Here is a 17,111-nt window from a genome sequence, read left to right on the forward strand (position 1 = left end):
AGATCTGAACTTTATCTTCATAACTCAATTTCATAATAAAACACCCCAAAAGTTAGATTTTTTCTGTCTAACTTTTGGGGTGCAGTTCATAAAACTGTCTTTTTATTTATTCTTACGTTTGGGAGGAGATTGGATAGCAATTTTAACTTCAAAAATCGTTCCTCTAGGTTTGTTATCTTTAACGGTAATCGTTCCTCGTAAGGCATCTACGATCTGCTTGGCCAAAGATAGTCCTAGACCAAAACCACCTTTCTGACGGGTTCTCGCCTTGTCTACACGATAAAAGCGGTCAAAGATTTTCTTCTTATCAGCAGCTGAGATCCCAATTCCGTTATCCGTTACTGATAGATAGAGGTGGCGATCCGTAGCATGGACCACAAACTCAATTTTTCCATCTTCTTCAGTATACTTGATAGCATTATCAAACAAGATAGTCATGAGCTGTTTTAGGAGCAACTGATCAGTCATGAAGGGACGATAAATCCGATTTTCATACTCAAAAATACGATCATTTTCAGAAGCAATCAACTCATAGTTAGCAAAGGTCGTCTTAAAGAACTGTGGTGATACTTCTGCTATTTCTGGTTTAATTCCATCATCGCGACGTGCAAGGTTGAGAAGATTGGTCGTGAGGAAACGCATGTTGCGAACTTCTTCAAGACTAGAAGCGATACTTTCGCTGGATTCCATAATCGTTGCTTCTGGTTTTCGAAAGAGAGTCTCTAAACGATTTTGTAAAACGGCCAAAGGCGTTCTCAGTTCGTGGCTCGCATTTTCAACAAAGGACTTCTGCTTTTGCATACTTTCCAGCAGAGGTTTTACACTGACACGTGCCAGGTAAACACTGGCAATTAAAGATAGGAGCCAGAAACTGGCCATAACTACAACAATTAAATGCTCGTGGTTTTGGCTGATTTGCTCAAGCTGGCTAGTATTAATTAAAACCGCCGCATATTTGACATTACTTGAAACAGTGGATGAATTGGTTTCCATCAAGATCATCCGGTAGGTTTCTTCCTGACCGTAGCTATTGACAACTTGAATTTGGCGAATGTGATTTAACTCTTTCTTGTCCAGCTTGATCTTGTCCAAACCTAAAAAGCGATTGCCCAGTAAGAGTTGGTTAAAATCCTTATCAAAGAGCAAGACTTCCGTATTGGAGCTGACATTGGGTTTGATTTCAGCCTTGCTGGCATCCGCTGTTGCTGGTTGAATATCTTTGACTTCTTCAGTTGCCCGATTAAGGGCTAATTGGATAACAGCTTGAGGGCTAGTGCTAAGGGCTTGTAGTTTTTCATCTACAGAAGTGTAGAGACTCGAGTGCATGACCTGGAGGATAATCAAGGTCATAGCAGAGAAAATCAGAGTGAACACTCCAAAGTTTCGAATGAAATAGCTGAAATCATCTGCATACCATGTTTTTTTTAGTTTATTGAACATCTTTTAAAATATACCCGACACTACGCAAGGTTTGAAGATTTTCAGCAAAGGCTGTTCCCTTCAGTTTCTTACGAACTTTTGAAACATAGACTTCTACAACGGAAATAGTCGTATCGCTATCAAATCCCCATAGACGGTCAAAAATTTGTGTCTTGGGAAGAATAACATTTTGATTTTGAAGGAAGTAAACCAATAACTCAAACTCTTTTCCGAGCAATTCCACAGGAGTATCTTCCACTTTTACTTCATTCGTTGAAAGGTTGACGACAATATCCCCATAGGTCAATGTATTTTCGTTAAACTTACCTGAACGTTTAAGAAGGGCTTGAATCCGCATTTTGAGTTCTTCAAGGTAGAAGGGTTTGGTGAGGTAGTCATCCGCTCCCAACTCAAAACCATGTCCCTTGTCATCCAAACTCTCTTTGGCAGTCATGATAAGGACTGGTGTGGTAATCCCTTTTTCACGCAATTCTTTCAAAACTTGGAAGCCATTTTTTTCAGGCAACATCAGGTCAAGCAGAATCAAGTCATAAACGCCACTCTCAGCTTCGTAGAGACCTTCTTCTCCATCAAAGACCTGCATGACATCTGCAAAATCATCTAAAAAGTCAAATACTGAGTTTGACAGGCCTAGGTCATCTTCTACTAATAAGATTTTTATCATCAGAAACTCCTCCTTGTTATGATTATTATACCAAAATTGCCTTAAAAAAAACTCAACTCTCTCTTGTTTTCAGATAGAAAGTTGAGTTTTTTATTTACATTTCGAACGAATTAAGCTTTAGCATATTTGGCTACAACAGCTTCTACTGCTGCTTTCTCACGCTGAATCAAGTCAACACGTGCTGCGATATCCTTAATTCCCATACGGATGTTTCGGCTAAGAGCGAGGTCAGAGAGTTGTGGTTCAAAGAATTCTTTGTACTCTGCCAAACGTTGATCTGTTTTAAAGATATGTGATGGGAAGATGACAAAACTATCAAAGCTCATGTCACCACCAAGGGCTGCCTTGATCCAATCCCAGTTTTCACGCGCCCAAACCCAAACAGTTTCTTGAGTAGCCTTGTGTCCGAGGAATTGGAGGTACCATGAAGAAAGATCTTGTGGTTTGACTACAAATTTATCTTTCCATGAACCAATCAAGGTTTGGATATTGTCCCCATCTGTACTGTATGCAAGAGCTCCTGCCAACTGGCGTTTAAAGACCGCATCCGTCGCATGAGTGTAGAGGCCCAGATAAGTTGCGACCAAGTCCTTAGTCTCATGGTGTTTCATTTCATTGATGAGAACTTGAGCACGGATTGCTGCTGGAAGTCCTGCAAGATTTTCCTTGTGAGCTGCAAAGATTTGACTAGCGACTTGACTAGCTTCTGCATCATTTGAGCGAATCATCATAGAAACGGTCAACTGACGAACCAATTCATCCTCATCTGATTCCCCATCTTTAGCTTCAAAACCAAGACGGTCATAGTTGTGACGAGCCAATTTAGCAACCAATGCTTTGAAGGCAGTTTCAGCTTCTGTTCCTTCATCGATAAAGCGCTCAAGGGCAGCAATCACTTGAGATATGGCTGAAACTACAAGGTAAGACTCTTCCTTGGCAAGTTTATCAAGGACTGGAAGCAAGTCTGCATAAGAAATGTTCCCTGCTTCAGCAAGCAAACGACGTTCTTGAACGATTTGGAGTTTGCTTGTATTATCAAGAGTCTCTAGCTCAGCAAGAACAGCTTCTAACAAGTCTCCTTGATAGTCGGTAATGTAGTGAGCCGTATTTTCAGTATTGAGACGAAGAGCTCCTTCATTTTCAGCAAGAAGAGCGGCGTAGCCAGGAATCTCGATACTTTCAGTTTCGAGTGTATCTGGCAAGCCTTTCCAGTTGCTGTTCAGTGGCACAACCCAGAGACGGTTCTTGTCTTCGTGCTCACCGATAAAGAATTGTTTTTGTGAAATCTTCAAGACATCATTTTCAACTTTGACAGTGAGAACTGGATAACCAGGTTGTTCCAACCAAGAATCCATGAAGGCTGCGACATCACGGCCTGAAGCCTGTCCAAGAGCATTCCATAGGTCACGACCAATGGTATTTCCATATTGGTGTTTTTCAAAGTAGGCATGCAAACCTTTGGCAAAATCGGCATCACCTAGCCAACGACGAAGCATGTGCATGAGGCGACTTCCTTTGGCATAGACGATAGCTCCGTCAAAGAGTGTATTGATTTCATCTGGGTGTTTGACTTCGACATGAACAGACTGAACGCCATCCGTCGCATCGCGTTTAAGCGCCGCTGGAACACCACCTGTTTGGAAGTCCTCAAAGATATTCCAACTTGGCTCGATGGCATCCACGCAGACATATTCCATCATGTTGGCGAAGCTTTCATTGAGCCAGAGGTCATCCCACCATTTCATAGTCACGAGGTTACCAAACCATTGGTGAGCAAGCTCATGGGCAATGACAAGGGCTACCTGTTGACGGCTAGCAAAGGTTGAGTTCTCATCCACAACCAAGTAAACTTCACGGTAAGTGACCAGACCCCAGTTTTCCATAGCACCTGCTGAGAAGTCAGGAAGGGCGATGTGGAGTGATTGAGGAATTGGATATTTAACTCCGTAGTAATCTTCGTAAAACTCAATCGAGCGAACTGCGATATCCAAAGAGAAATCAAGGTTAGAAAGTGGATGAGCTTTGGTTGAGTAGACACCAACAAGGGTGCCATTTTTAGTTGTAGCAGTAACTCCTTGTAAGTCTCCCGCAACAAAGGCTAATAAATAAGAAGACATGCGAGGTGTCGTCGCAAACTTCCAGATACCTGTTTCCTTACGGTTTTCAACATCAATCTCAGGCATATTTGACAAGGCTACTTCACCTTCTGCTTGGTCAAAACGAAGAGCGAGATCAAAGGTTGCTTTGGCTTCTGGCTCATCCACACATGGGAAGGCTTCGCGAGCAAAGTGGCTTTCGAACTGAGTAGACAAGACTTCCTTCTTCACTCCATCAACAGTGTAGTAAGATGGGTAAATCCCTGTCATGTTGTCTGTAATTTTTCCTGAAAAAGCGATAATCAATTTAACTTGACCAGCCTCAGCCAGTTCGATATGAAGGGCTTCATTATCATGGTCAACTGTAAATGGACGAGCCTGACCTGCAACTTCAACAGAAGTGATTTCCAAGTCTTTTTGGTGAAGGGAAATACGGTCACTCTGTGCTTGACCAGTAATGGTCACCTTACCAGAAAACGTTTTGGTCTCACGACTCAAGTCTAAAAATAAATCATAATGTTCAGGAACAAATTGCTTAATAAAATGTTCAACTGCTTGCATAGTTTTCTCCTATTCTAAGTTTAAGAGCTGCTGCTCTTCTTCAAACAAACTTATTATATCATGTTTTGCTTTAGAAAAAAGGATTGGACGGTGATTTCCAAAACTTTCTTTTTACTAAAGTTTACTGTGGATAAACCTTGCGAAATTCTTCTAAAACGACCTTACTATCAGGCGTAAAAGTCAGCCCAGCCTCTCTCATCCACTCGGCGAAACAGTCTTCATGAACCTGACGCCAATAAGCTAGGGATTTATCACCTTCCCCTTCCTTATAGGCATGTTCAGCAGAAACTTGATTGAAAGGCTGAACGGAAACCTTTGTAATTTCGATAATACAGACAGCCCGATCTTGGCTATCTAGAATGATATCAAAGGTCCCTTCTTGTGGCAGGGGTTCGTTATCAACTGAATAAAGATCAAAGGCTGATGCAGTTGCCGTCTTTTCACCTTTTAAAACCAAATCTGCCAAGAGATCGGCTTCTACTCCAAAAGCCCAAGCATCAATCTCATCTCCGATCGAGGGATTGATTTTCTTGTATGCATTCCACATTTCTTGCGGTGTCATGGGTTGCTCCTTTTTTTCTTTTACCTTCCAATTTTTATAGCTTGTCATGTCTAAATCTGGAAATCCTCGTAACTCTGCCTTCACCTTCAATACTAAGGGTGAGGCATTTTCTTCGGTAATTTCTTCCAAATTCAACCAAATGACGTTTGCTGAATCATTGCTTCCATCATGAACCTCCTGAGAAATTGACTTCTGAGAGCTCTCAAAATTGAGTGCGATATCATAAAAGGCCATGATATGGTGTACGGCGAAGTCTTGCCCCTCTTCTTGAACCATCACGTCATACATCCTAGGATTAGAGTATCTGCTAAGAGAATATCCTGTCTCTTCAAGAACTTCTCTCTTGAGAGTTTCTGTCAAACCCTCACCTGGTTCTTGACTACCACCCGGTAGATCATAGCGCTGTTGATAGGGTCCTCTCGTTTTCTCAATGCAAAACAATTTCCCGTCTTGAAGACAGACTCCGTAGACGCCAAAGTGATTTTTGATTTCCATCTAACTCCTCCTACTTCAAAGTCCATCCACCATCAATCGTCAGGATTTGTCCTTGCATGGCGCTTGCTTTTCCACTTGCTAAGAAAAGGCTAAGGGCTGCTACTTCCTCTGGCTCAATCCAGCGCTTGATTGGCGTTTCACTAGCTACCCAGGCTGCCAAGCCTCCTGGTTCAAAGTCGGCAGCGGTCATTCCCGTTTTGACTGCACCAGGAGCAATTCCAAATACCTGAATCCCAGCTTCTGCATAGTCTAGAGCCAACTGCTTGGTAAAGCCAGCTAAGGCATGCTTAGAGGAAGTATAGGCATGACCACCTCCACCAGCTAGGCTTGAAGCAATGGAACACATATTGATAATAACTCCTTTTTTATTTTCAAGCATTTGCGTCAAATAATAGCGAGTCAACTCAACAGGAGTCACATAGTTGATTTCAAAAATCTCATGAATTTCCTGGGCTGATTGTTCCAAAAGTGGCTTATAATCATCCAAAACTCCTGCAGTATTGTACAAGACATCCACCTGAGGACACCAGTCAAAAACAGGATCCAAGTCCAAGGTCAAATCTCTCTGTAAAAAGTGGAAATCACCCTGTAAAAGTGGATTTTCGCCTTGGTCAACTCCATAAACTTGATAGCCATTCTTTAAAAAGAGGCGAGCTTGAGCTAGACCGATACCTGAGCTCACCCCTGTAATCAATACACGTCTAGTCATGCACTTCTACCCAGTCCGTCGCCAAAACATCACAAGGTGTCGGGCTCCACATGGAAAAACCTTCCCCTTCTCCAGACACGTTAATTAGGAAATAGGGCGTCACTTCAAGTGCAACCCCGTTTTGTTCGATAGTGTCAAAGAGTTGGACATAGTTCTCAGCCCCTCCCCAACCAGTTCGTACATATTTTTTCTTAGCCTTTAATCCAGGCAGGATTTCTTCAAAAGTCATGATGTTCTCCTTTAATGCTACATTATTAATTTAATTATAACAAAAAACCGTTTTCCAACGGCTTTTTGACTGTATATCTACTAAGTTCTTCCTACCACTGCAATCCAGCTTCTCTGATTTCTTTCTTAGAAGCAAATTTACCATTTGGTCTGTGCCATCTCCCTTTTCTATCTCTGAAGTAGCCACCTGAATTTGTTGATTGCGAGTTTGATTCCTGGCTTTCTTCCTTTTCTTGTGCGGCTTGGCGAGCTTTTTCTTGCTCTTCTTCTTTTGCTTTCTTTTCAGCTGCTTCTTTTTCCTCAGCCTCTTTCTTGGCTTTTTCCTCAGCTTCCTTCTTGGCTTTTTCTTCTTTGTTTTCAACTGTATTTTTGGCAGTACCATCCAAATAATTGATTTCCGCATTAGCTGAAACATTGTCTAGAATAACATGCGTCACAGAATACTGATCAACCTTTTCTTTACTACCACCCACCTTGATTTCCAAGAGTTTGCCATTTTCATCTATTCCCACATACTGCAATTCAATCTGTCTCGGGATCAATTCGTCCTTTTGATAGATTGGGGTCACCTTGTAGTCAAGATAGTAGTTCGGATGATTGGCCAACCAGGAGTCCAATCGATTTTCATAATAAAGCATGCTACTTTGGTTTTGGTCATCTGTTCCAGAATAATTTCCAGCATTGAGCCAGTTAGTCATTGGAACCAGATTCCTCTTTTCATCGTTTAATCCGCTAAACTGATAACCAATCAGATGACCTCTACTCATCAACCAAGCTTCTTTTTTACCATCACCATAAAAGAATTTATAATTGTGCCATCCAACTGGATCATAAGTCAACTTGGACTCTCTCTTCTCATTTGGCTCATCGCTGTCCTTAAGTTGAATGTGAGCACTCGTTGCGCGTGATTTAGAATCTAATTCTCCAAGTTCTAGTTGCTTCTCATTTTTAAAAGGCAAGAGTCCAGTTTCTTTAAACAACTTCTCATCAAACTTGATTTGCTTCTGTTCAATTTTTTCTTCTGGGGCCTTTGATTCTGCCTTATGTCCAGAACAAGCAACTAGGGTTGTGATTGAAAGCAAGGCAATTGAGAAGGATAGTAGCTTTTTCATAAAAATCTCCTTTTTATATGGTGATTAGATTAATATCTCCTATTATATTTTACTATCATTTTGTTAATTATTCAAGACTAAAGAGACTGTTATTATACTATTTCTCCTCCAATGTCCAAAACAAAAACGATAACCACTTTTCAGTAGTTACCGTTGGTTTATTTTGATTAGTCTTTCCCACCAAGTTTGCTATTGATGGTCATCATGATGCTGGCTATTTTCTCACCCCAGTATGGATCAGAAGCATAGCGAACATTCATTCCGGTTGCTTTGTTTCCGAGGTGGTCTCTGCCGTAGTCGATGTAATTCTCACGAATCCACTTGGCAGCTCCAAGGATTCCTTTGTCCACATCATCAAAGCTCTTGGCTGAGAGATATGGGCTAGTATCATAGGCTGCAATACCAAAGAAGTTGTTCTTATCTCTGGCAATTTGACTGCGTCCCCACGCACTTTCAAGAGCGCTATGTGCCATCAAGTAAAGGGCGTTGACACCGTAGCGTTCCTCGGCTTCTTTGAAAGTCGCTCCTTTACCTGCTAGAGGACTATCCTGCAAGTTCATCAAGGAATACAGTTTATCCAATTCAGCTGCACTATAATTACTTGGTTCTCTCAAGTTTTTATAAAGGAAAGGATTTTTAATGGTAAAGCCATCAAAATGCTCTCCGTCAGTTGAGTAGTACTTCTTACCAATAACCATAGCAGATGTGTGTGGAGCTACTTTGATACTCGTATAAGGAGAGAGTTCATGGTAGAGGAATTTCCCATCAGTAGTATAATGAGGGATAAATTCGCTTCCTTCATCCACTGCTGTCAAATCACTTTGATTCATATAGCCAGACAAGCCAGAAATCGAAACTGCAAGTCGGCCACCTTTTCGCGTCGAGCTATCCAGTGAAACGATGCTTCCTTGGTTAATGTAACTCAATATTTCTCCAGATGCACTATAGACATAAGCCGTGATTGGTTTAACTTTGTAGTATTTGGTCTTATCCGCAACATGCCATTTACCTGAGGCATCCAAAGTATGACCATCTACAGTCTCATTTCTTGCCATGTAACCGCCTGATTTAAGGTAATACCAGGATTGGTCGGAGGAATCGTAGATTAATTCTTTCTCAGCCATCTTCCCATTTGACTTGAGGTAGAACCAATTGTTCTTGTACCACACCCACTCACTTGCAGCCATATAACCGCCAGATTTGAGATAGTAATAACCATTATCCCAGATCCATTCTTTATCAGCATAATTTCCATCAGAGTTGATATAGAACCAAGAGTTATAATCCTTGTCAAAGAGCCAACCTTTACCTGCTTTTGCTCCACTGCTCGTCACATAGCTGCGGTCAATCCAAGTTTCTGTGGAGAGGTAGCCACCGGATTTGAAATGGTAATCCTTGCCTTTGATCGTTTCCCAGCCTTTTTCAGCATAGGTTCCGTCTGCTTTCAAGTAAAACCACGAGTTATAATTTTTGTCAAAGAGCCATTCGGATTTCAGTTTAGCTCCACTCTTTGCAACATAGAAGCGGTCAATCCAACGTTCAGTAGAAAGATAGCCTCCAAATTTGAAATGGTAATCTTTACCTTTAATCGTTTCCCAGCCTTTTTCGGCATAGCTACCGTCTGCTTTCAAGTAAAACCAAGAATCGTAATTCTTATCAAAGAGCCATTCCGATTTCAGTTTGGCTCCACTCTTTGCAACATAGAAGCGGCCAATCCAGCGCTCGGTAGAAAGATAGCCTCCAAATTTGAAATGGTAGTCCTTTCCATCTATGGTTTGCCAGCCATTTTCAGCATAGGTACCATCTTGTTGAATGTAGAACCAACTGCTATAGTTGTCATCATAAATCCAACCTTGTTTGACCTTATTACCATTTTCTGACAAATAGTTCTTACCAAGCCAAGTACCTCTCAGCATTTTACCTTGAGAATTAACGTAGTACTCGTTTCCACCTTGAGTGACCCACTCATCTTTGGCCATTTTCCCATCTTCTTTAAGGTAATATTTTTCCTGACCTTGTTGAATCCACTCATTTTGAGCTTTTTGACCATCCGACTTGAGATAATACCAGGATTGTTTTTCTTGGTCAAACACCCATTGATTCTTGACCCTAGCACCACTTTCAGCCACATAGTACTGGTTGATCCAAATTTTTGTGGCTAATTTTCCGGTCTCGTTAAAATAGTAATCCTTACCACCAACAGTCAGCCAGCCGTTTTCTGCACGTTGTCCATCAGCCTTAAGATAAAACCAATTCTGATACGTTTGGTCAAAGAGCCACTGGTTGGTTACTTGTTTTCCATCAGCTTTGAGGTAGGTCTTTCCTTTCCAAGTCCCTTCATCTGCTTTAGCTGTTTCTAGTACAGTAAAAAAACACCCCAATAAGCCAGCACTTACTAGGGCCACTTTCCATCGTTTCATTTAAATGCTCCAATAACGTTTTCTAAGCCTTATTGTAACATAGTTAATCGACGGAAATATTACAAATTGATGAAGATTCTGTGTCTTATTGACGATAAAGATGTTCTAGCTTATCTCAGACTAGCTTTGACTTCCTGACGGAGATCTTCCAAGCTGCTAATGCCATATTTATCCATGACTTTTGGTAAATTTTCGATGATATCAGGACAAGCATAAGGATTGGTAAAGTTGGCTGTTCCAACTCCGATGGCAGACGCTCCAGCCAGATACATTTCTAGTGCAGCTTCTGCCGAATCCACTCCTCCCATTCCAATGATGGGCAGGTCTGTTGTTTGGGCAACTTGACGGATGAGTTTGAGGGCTACTGGAAAAACTGCTGGGCCAGACATTCCACCCGTTCCATTGGCCAAGATTGGTTTGCGAGTTTTGAGGTTAAAGCGCATACCGACTAGAGTATTGATCATGGTTAAGCCACTTGCCCCTGCATCTTCTGCGGCTTTGGCGACGGTGACAATATCTGTTACACTAGGAGTAAGCTTGACATAGACTGGCACATCAGAGGCTTCCACAGCCGCTTTTACCACTTCATAAGCCAAGTCAGGATCTTGCCCAATCAAAAGTCCATGATTGCCATGATCCACATTCGGACAAGAGATATTAAGCTCGATAGCTTTTACATTTGCTGCCTTGGAAATTCCTCGAGAAACGGCAGCGTACTCTTGTTTTGAAAAGCCAGCTACATTGGCGATGATAGGAAGATTTGGGTATTCTCTTTCCAACCAAGGGAGTTTTTCAGCCAAAACAGCTTCTAAACCAGGATTTTGTAAACCGATTGCATTGAGCATACCAGCAGGTGTCTCAGCTACTCTCGGAGTAGGATTGCCAAAACGGGGTTCAAGTGTCGTTGCTTTGATCATAATGGAGCCTAAAAGGTCTAAATCATAGTACTTGGCATACTCTTGACCAAAACCAAAACAGCCTGATGCTGGTATAATCGGATTTTTCAAATCCAAACCAGGGAGAGAAACTTGTAAACGTTTGTTAGTCATAATTTTCTCCTTATAATAAAACTGTTCCTGTGCGGAAAACAGGGCCATCTTCACAGACGCGTTGACTGACGGTCTCACTATCTGGCACTTTTAGGACACAGGCATAGCAAGCCCCCATCCCACAAGCCATACGAGATTCCAGAGATAGGTAGGCTCTTGGGTGGTCATAAAAGGTTTGATTGATATACTTCATCATTCCAGGTGCCCCACATGAGTAAACCGCATCAAATTGACTGTCTAAATCATTGATGACAACAGATACATTTCCCTTAATGCCATAAGAACCATCATCTGTCGTTACAAAGACCTGACCATATTGGGCCAATTCGGTTTCGAGAATAACAGCATCCTTGTTGGCAAAACCGAGGACTGTCACTACTTTCACCCCACGCGCATGCAATTCCTTGGCAACCTCAAGCAAGGGCGGAACACCAATCCCACCACCAATGAGGAGAACTTGACTCTGATTGTCTAAATCAGACAAGTCAAACCCATTTCCCTGAGGCCCCATCACATCAAGAGTATCTCCCTGACGTAAGGTTGAAAAAATAGCTGTCCCAGCTCCCTCAATCCGATAAATGAGGTGACACTGCTTGTTTGCTTTGTCAATAGACGAAATTGAAATAGGGCGGCGCAAGAGATGGGCGTCATCAGGCACACGCAGATGAAGAAATTGGCCGGCTCGCATGGCTTCAACCATCTCCCCTTCTAGAACTAATTCAAAGATTGCTGGTGCAATTTCCTCTTGTGCGACCACCTTCATGGTTTCCAAACGAATGGCACCCAAACGTTTCTTACATGTGGGATTCATGACTTTTCCTCCTTAAATTTAAGGGGACCAGATAAAGAAAAGACCTTGCAGTAGCAAGGCCTCAGTTAGGTTAGGCTAGAACTCATGCGCACACTTAAAAAATCTCCACAGAGAGTCCCCTAGTCCTTTTATCTGACACCTTGTGAGTCTCTCTGGACTCCCCTTAAAGGTTAAATTTGTATTAGTATACTCTTTCAAAGAAAAAAAGTCAAGTAGAAAACGAACATTCTACTTGACATTACTCAATTATTTTTCACGAATGACTTCGATCTTGTAACCGTCAGGATCCTTTACAAAGTAATAGTTTGGTTGAGTTCCTGGAAGTCCATTAGGGGCTGTCACCTCATAGCCTTTAGCACTATGTTCTTGATGAAGAGCTTCAAGATCAGGTGTACTAAGGGCGATATGGGCGAAGCCATCTCCTACCACGTAAGGGCCGTGGTCATAGTTATAGGTCAATTCCAACTCGTAGTCATCACCCTCAAGTCCTAGATAGACAATGGTAAAGGCATAATCTGGAAAATCCTTGCGACGTAATTCTTTAAAACCAAAAGCGTCTTGATAAAATGCGATTGATTTTTCAAGATTTTCTACTCGCAAACACGTATGTAGCATTTTTGAAGCCATCTTTCTCTCCTTTATGTCAAAAAAGACTGGGACAATCCTGTACCAGTCTTAAAAGTGATTATTTACCAAGTTTTGCTTTCGCTGCATCTGCAAGAGCTGTGAAAGCTGCTGCATCGTTAACAGCCAAATCAGCAAGCATTTTACGGTTAACTTCGATTTCAGCCAATTTCAAACCATGCATCAATTGTGAGTATGAAAGTCCGTTCAAACGAGCTGCCGCATTGATACGAGTGATCCACAATTTACGGAAGTCACGTTTTTTCTGACGACGGTCACGGTATGCATAGTAGTAAGAGTTCATTACTTGTTCTTTTGCAGTACGGAACAAGATGTGTTTAGCTCCATAGTAACCTTTTGCTAATTTAAGAATACGTTTACGACGTTTGCGTGATACAACGCCACCTTTAACACGTGCCATGTTTTATTTCCTCCAAATATTTCTTAGAATTGTTTACTTACTGTTAGGCTATTATTTCAAACGAGTAAGCATTGCTTTGATACGTTTGAAATCTCCTGAATGCACCATAGATGCTTTACGAAGATGACGACGTTGTTTCTTAGTTTTTCCGTGGAAACGGTGAGAAGTGTAAGCACGGAAACGTTTAAGTCCACCAGAACCTGTACGTTTGAAACGTTTAGCTGATGCGCGGTGTGTTTTTTGTTTTGGCATGATTTTTTCTCCTTTATTTAACTTTCTGACAATTATTTTTTGTCAGTTGCTGGCGCCAACTGCATGAACATTTGGCGTCCATCCATCTTAGCTCGTTGTTCGATGATTGCAATATCTTGTGTTGCTTCAGCAAACTCGGCTAAAACTTTTGCACCAATCTCTTTATGGGTGATCATACGCCCTTTAAAGCGAATAGATACCTTAACTTTATTTCCTTTTTCAAGGAACTTGCGTGCATTGCGAAGTTTTGTATCAAAGTCACCCTTGTCAATAGTTGGACTAAGACGAACTTCTTTCACAGTAACAACACTTTGTTTTTTACGTTGTTCTTTTTGCTTTTTCTGATACTCAAATTTGAACTTACCGTAGTCCATAATTTTAGCAACAGGCGGTTTTGCTTGGGGTTGAATCAATACTAAGTCAACATTTGCACTATCAGCCAATGCTTGCGCTTCGCTGAGTGGCTTGATGCCTAGCTGTTCTCCCTCAAGACCGATCAAGCGAACTTCACGTACACGAATTTCATCATTGATGAATAAGTCTTGCTTTGCTATGGTTTTCACCTCTTTTTTATTATTAGAGAAAAACAAGAGCGGACTCGTAATGATACAAGCCCGCACGTTATGATAGCGTTTCTTAGAAACTTTTCATCCGTAGGGCCAGGCAACTTGATGTCACAAGGCGAGAAGCTCTCACTTCTGCTTTTCTCAACTTTTATATGATACCAAGTTTTCTATCCCTTGTCAAGATAAAAAGTCATTTTTTCGAAAAACTTTATCTATTTTATCGCACTGTTTCCATTCGCCAACTATTCCATCCTTTAAAGCGAATGGCTCCTTGCTGATCGGTTCTGTAAATCTTACTCTTGATGGATTCCAATCGTGTCAAGATTTCCTGATGGGGGAGTTTGGCACGATTGTTCTTACCAACTGAGATGAGAGTAATTTGCGGTTTGAGCTTCTCTAAAAAAGCTGGACTTGATGAAGTCTTTGAACCATGTTGACCTGCCTTCAAGATATCCACCTCTAAGGTAGGGTATTGCTTTAAAAGTTCCTTCTCTCCCTTCTCTTTCAAGTTTCCAGTAAAGAGAAAGTGCTTATCCAAAAGTCTTCCATAAAGAACCAGGGAATCATCACGATCCCCATATCCAACCTTCCTTGGAGATAGGACTTCTAAGTAACTGCCAAAAATCGGTAAATTCTCCCCTGCTGTCACACTGCGTACCTTGGTTTGAGTCGCTTGTAGTTCTGCTACAAATTCCTTCTGTGTCAGACTTCCTTTTGATACTAAAATCTCCCCGACATGGAAAGCCTTGGTCACCTCCAGAAAATCTCCAACATGTTCCTTCTCTGTGTTGGTCAAAATCAGCTGGTCAATCTTGTCTACTCCACGACTTTTTAGATAGGGAATTAAGGTTCGCTGGGCATTGCTAGTCGTCGCTTTTTCTTGCCAATTCTCTATTTTCTTATCAGATTCTGCCTTTCCACCCACATCTATGAGGATGGTTTTTCCAGTTACATCTCTTAGAAAAATACTTTCCCCTTGCCCAACATCCAGCACGGTGATTTCATTTTCCAGCGGATGCTTGGTCAAGAAAAAGAGGCCCACAATAAGGAGACTGAATTCTGCTAGTCTTTTGATGTTTTTCCTAAAATCATACAGTATTGCCAAGGAAATTAACAGTAGAATCAACAGCCATGCGTTAGGTTGACCAAAAACTAGAGGCCTACTTGCCAGCTGTGAAACCAAGCGAATGACGCCCTCCAACCACTCAAAGACAAGATTAAACTGAGTGACTGGGTAAACGAAGGACAGAATGAATAAGATGGACAAGAGTGGCAAGAAGACCACATCAAACAGAAAGGAAAAGACAAAGGTCAAAAGGATAGACCAAGGCTGAAATTCTGCAAAATAAAAGGATAAAATGGGCAATATTCCCAAGGAAATGACCAGACTTTCTCTGACCACAGCCTTGAACCCCTCGCCTTCTTTGCTGGTCATGGTCAAGATAAAGGCGTAGGCACAGGACAAGACACCTCCTGCTGTCAGGAAAAAGTTGGGCATGATGATAAAGAGGACAAGAACCGTTAAGGCAAAATTGTCTAAGCCCTTAACACCATGTTGAGCTAGTAACTTTTGCAAGAGACTGCGGATGACCGAAGCAGAGAATCCTGTCAGCCCTGCATAGACCAAAGAGAATGGATAAGCCAACCATTTCCACTTTTCTTGAGTCAAGCCCAATCGTAAGAGGAGTTTCTTAAAGGCATCCATGAAAAAGCCCACCTGCATACCCGACAAAGCAAAGAGATGGATAATTCCAAGACTGGAATAAAGCTCATTCATCTCCTCGAAGTCAGTATCTAGATGTCCGAAAAGAAGACCTGTCATATAGTTGCGCATAGGGTCGGGAAAATAGCTCTTGATCCAAACAACAGCCTTTCGACGTAAGCTGGACAGGTTTTCACCTATATCCCAACTGCTAACCTTTTTAAGTGACTGGATGCTCTTGATAGTCAGTGTCTGGTAAATCCCCTGAGTCTTCAGATAAGCTTGGTAGTCAAAACCACCAAAATTTCTCTGCCCTTCTGGCTCGGACAGTTTTCCTTCTAGTTCTATCTCATAAATATCTGTCAAGACTTGAAAGTGCTCTTTCTCCTCCTCGGACTGGAGTTTATAGTAAACTTGGAAGGTGAGGCCTTCAGCCTTTCCCCGAAAGGACAGACTATCTCCATTGACCTTAATAGTGTCAGGCAAAATCCGTACCTTCTCAACAGAATCCACTAGGTTTTGACTAGCTTGTGTCTGTTGCCAGTTTTGAAACAGAAACCAAAATCCAAAAACTCCACAAATAGCTAGAACTTTACCAGCCGATTTCCAAGGAAATTGGAAAAAGAGACAAATCAGCAAAAAAACAAAGCCTAGTAAAGCAAGATAAGATACTGAGAAAATGGCATAGTAAAGCCAAAGTAATAGAAAACCCAGATAGATTAGGGGAATAGGAAAACTCTTAGTCCACTGTAACATAGTCTTTTAACTTTTCTATGGTCTTAGCGCCAATGCCAGAGACCTTCTTGAGTTCGTCTACCGACTTAAACTTGCCATTTGCCTCACGATGGTCGATAATATCCTGGGCTCGTTTACCACCCAGTCCTTTGACCTGCTTGAGTTCTTCCAGACTAGCTTTATTGAGGTTGACCTTCTTATCCTTACTTGTCGAAGGAGACGTTCCCGAACCAGTCTGCTGACTAGCTCCTTCCTCTCCCTTTGTAGGAACGTAGACCAGAGCCTCATCACTGATTTTCTGGGCTAGATTGAGCGACTTGCTATCTGCCTCCTCTGTCAAGCCACCAGCCTTTTGAACGGCATCATGGACTCGACTCCCTACTGGCAAGTCATAAATCCCTGGCGATTTAACCGCACCTTTGACATCTACTGTGATTAGATCTTGTTCAAGCGGATCTTCCTTTTCTTCCTTCTTTTCTTCTTTTTCAGCCGATGAATCCTTTGAAACGGCCGCGACTTCAGCCTGCAAATTTGTTTCTGTGACGGTTTTTTGTGTAGATGGCTTTAGCAGGAGAAATCCGCCTAAAGCTAAACCTAAACCAGCACAGATGACAATGATTTTATACTCTTTGATTTTCTCGATAATTGCTTCCATATTTTCTCC

16 protein-coding genes, 1 pseudogene and 1 other annotated feature are annotated in these 17,111 nt (G+C 41.8%); all 17 genes and pseudogenes read right to left on the reverse strand.

Annotation, left to right across the window (positions count from 1 at the left end):
* Window positions 1–102 precede the first annotated feature (102 nt).
* The 17 genes and pseudogenes from ACIY14_RS03765 to ACIY14_RS03845 all read right to left on the reverse strand — a co-directional run bounded on the left by ACIY14_RS03765 (window position 103) and on the right by ACIY14_RS03845 (window position 17,102).
* Window positions 103–1,440, reverse strand: coding sequence for a sensor histidine kinase (locus ACIY14_RS03765; protein ID WP_409001575.1), 1,338 nt, complete (start codon window positions 1,438–1,440; stop codon window positions 103–105).
* Window positions 1,430–2,104, reverse strand: a complete 675-nt coding sequence (ciaR, locus tag ACIY14_RS03770; RefSeq protein ID WP_000590630.1) for a two-component system response regulator CiaR — start codon at window positions 2,102–2,104, stop codon at window positions 1,430–1,432. Before ciaR ends, ACIY14_RS03765 begins: the two co-directional genes overlap by 11 nt.
* Before the next feature lie 110 nt (window positions 2,105–2,214).
* Complete coding sequence (locus ACIY14_RS03775) at window positions 2,215–4,761, reverse strand: M1 family metallopeptidase (protein ID WP_409001576.1); 2,547 nt, start codon at window positions 4,759–4,761, stop codon at window positions 2,215–2,217.
* 121 nt (window positions 4,762–4,882) lie between these two features.
* A complete protein-coding gene (locus tag ACIY14_RS03780) occupies window positions 4,883–5,323 on the reverse strand; it encodes an ASCH domain-containing protein (protein WP_409001720.1) in 441 nt (146 codons plus the stop codon).
* A 9-nt stretch (window positions 5,324–5,332) separates the two neighbouring features.
* Window positions 5,333–5,818, reverse strand: a pseudogene (locus ACIY14_RS03785) (NUDIX hydrolase); the annotation flags it as partial.
* A 10-nt stretch (window positions 5,819–5,828) separates the two neighbouring features.
* The gene (locus tag ACIY14_RS03790; RefSeq protein WP_409001577.1) at window positions 5,829–6,527 is read right to left on the reverse strand and encodes a 3-oxoacyl-ACP reductase; all 699 of its coding nucleotides are present in this window, start codon (window positions 6,525–6,527) and stop codon (window positions 5,829–5,831) included.
* Window positions 6,520–6,756: a DUF2829 domain-containing protein gene (locus ACIY14_RS03795; protein WP_000141913.1), complete on the reverse strand. Its 237-nt coding sequence runs from the start codon at window positions 6,754–6,756 to the stop codon at window positions 6,520–6,522. Before ACIY14_RS03795 ends, ACIY14_RS03790 begins: the two co-directional genes overlap by 8 nt.
* Window positions 6,757–6,847: 91 nt before the next feature.
* Entirely contained in the window at window positions 6,848–7,867 is a 1,020-nt protein-coding gene (locus tag ACIY14_RS03800) for a DNA/RNA non-specific endonuclease (protein WP_409001578.1), read from the reverse strand.
* A 167-nt stretch (window positions 7,868–8,034) separates the two neighbouring features.
* A complete protein-coding gene (locus ACIY14_RS03805; RefSeq protein WP_409001579.1) occupies window positions 8,035–10,287 on the reverse strand; it encodes a glucosaminidase domain-containing protein in 2,253 nt (750 codons plus the stop codon).
* Between the two features lie 110 nt (window positions 10,288–10,397).
* On the reverse strand, window positions 10,398–11,384 hold the full coding sequence (locus ACIY14_RS03810; protein ID WP_409001580.1) for a dihydroorotate dehydrogenase: 987 nt from the start codon (window positions 11,382–11,384) through the stop codon (window positions 10,398–10,400).
* Window positions 11,347–12,147 carry a dihydroorotate dehydrogenase electron transfer subunit gene (locus ACIY14_RS03815; protein ID WP_409001581.1) on the reverse strand — a complete coding sequence of 267 codons (801 nt, stop codon included), beginning with the start codon at window positions 12,145–12,147 and terminating at the stop codon, window positions 11,347–11,349. Before ACIY14_RS03815 ends, ACIY14_RS03810 begins: the two co-directional genes overlap by 38 nt.
* A 246-nt stretch (window positions 12,148–12,393) precedes the next feature.
* Window positions 12,394–12,774 (reverse strand): VOC family protein, encoded by a 381-nt coding sequence (locus ACIY14_RS03820; RefSeq protein ID WP_409001582.1) that lies wholly within the window; start codon window positions 12,772–12,774, stop codon window positions 12,394–12,396.
* Window positions 12,775–12,832: 58 nt separating this feature from the next.
* The gene (rplT, locus tag ACIY14_RS03825; protein WP_000124830.1) at window positions 12,833–13,192 is read right to left on the reverse strand and encodes a 50S ribosomal protein L20; all 360 of its coding nucleotides are present in this window, start codon (window positions 13,190–13,192) and stop codon (window positions 12,833–12,835) included.
* A gap of 51 nt (window positions 13,193–13,243) precedes the next feature.
* Window positions 13,244–13,444, reverse strand: coding sequence for a 50S ribosomal protein L35 (rpmI, locus tag ACIY14_RS03830; protein WP_001125942.1), 201 nt, complete (start codon window positions 13,442–13,444; stop codon window positions 13,244–13,246).
* A gap of 32 nt (window positions 13,445–13,476) precedes the next feature.
* A complete protein-coding gene (infC, locus tag ACIY14_RS03835) occupies window positions 13,477–14,007 on the reverse strand; it encodes a translation initiation factor IF-3 (RefSeq protein WP_000848184.1) in 531 nt (176 codons plus the stop codon).
* Window positions 14,008–14,022: 15 nt separating this feature from the next.
* Window positions 14,023–14,154: a sequence feature (ribosomal protein L20 leader region), on the reverse strand.
* A gap of 73 nt (window positions 14,155–14,227) precedes the next feature.
* The gene (locus ACIY14_RS03840) at window positions 14,228–16,468 is read right to left on the reverse strand and encodes a DNA internalization-related competence protein ComEC/Rec2 (RefSeq protein WP_409001583.1); all 2,241 of its coding nucleotides are present in this window, start codon (window positions 16,466–16,468) and stop codon (window positions 14,228–14,230) included.
* Window positions 16,452–17,102 (reverse strand): helix-hairpin-helix domain-containing protein, encoded by a 651-nt coding sequence (locus ACIY14_RS03845; RefSeq protein WP_409001584.1) that lies wholly within the window; start codon window positions 17,100–17,102, stop codon window positions 16,452–16,454. The genes ACIY14_RS03840 and ACIY14_RS03845 overlap by 17 nt, the downstream gene beginning before the upstream one ends.
* Between the last annotated feature and the right edge of the window lie 9 nt (window positions 17,103–17,111).

The sequence above is a fragment of the Streptococcus sp. ST16 genome (genome assembly GCF_046098135.1).
In the GTDB taxonomy this organism is placed as follows: domain Bacteria; phylum Bacillota; class Bacilli; order Lactobacillales; family Streptococcaceae; genus Streptococcus.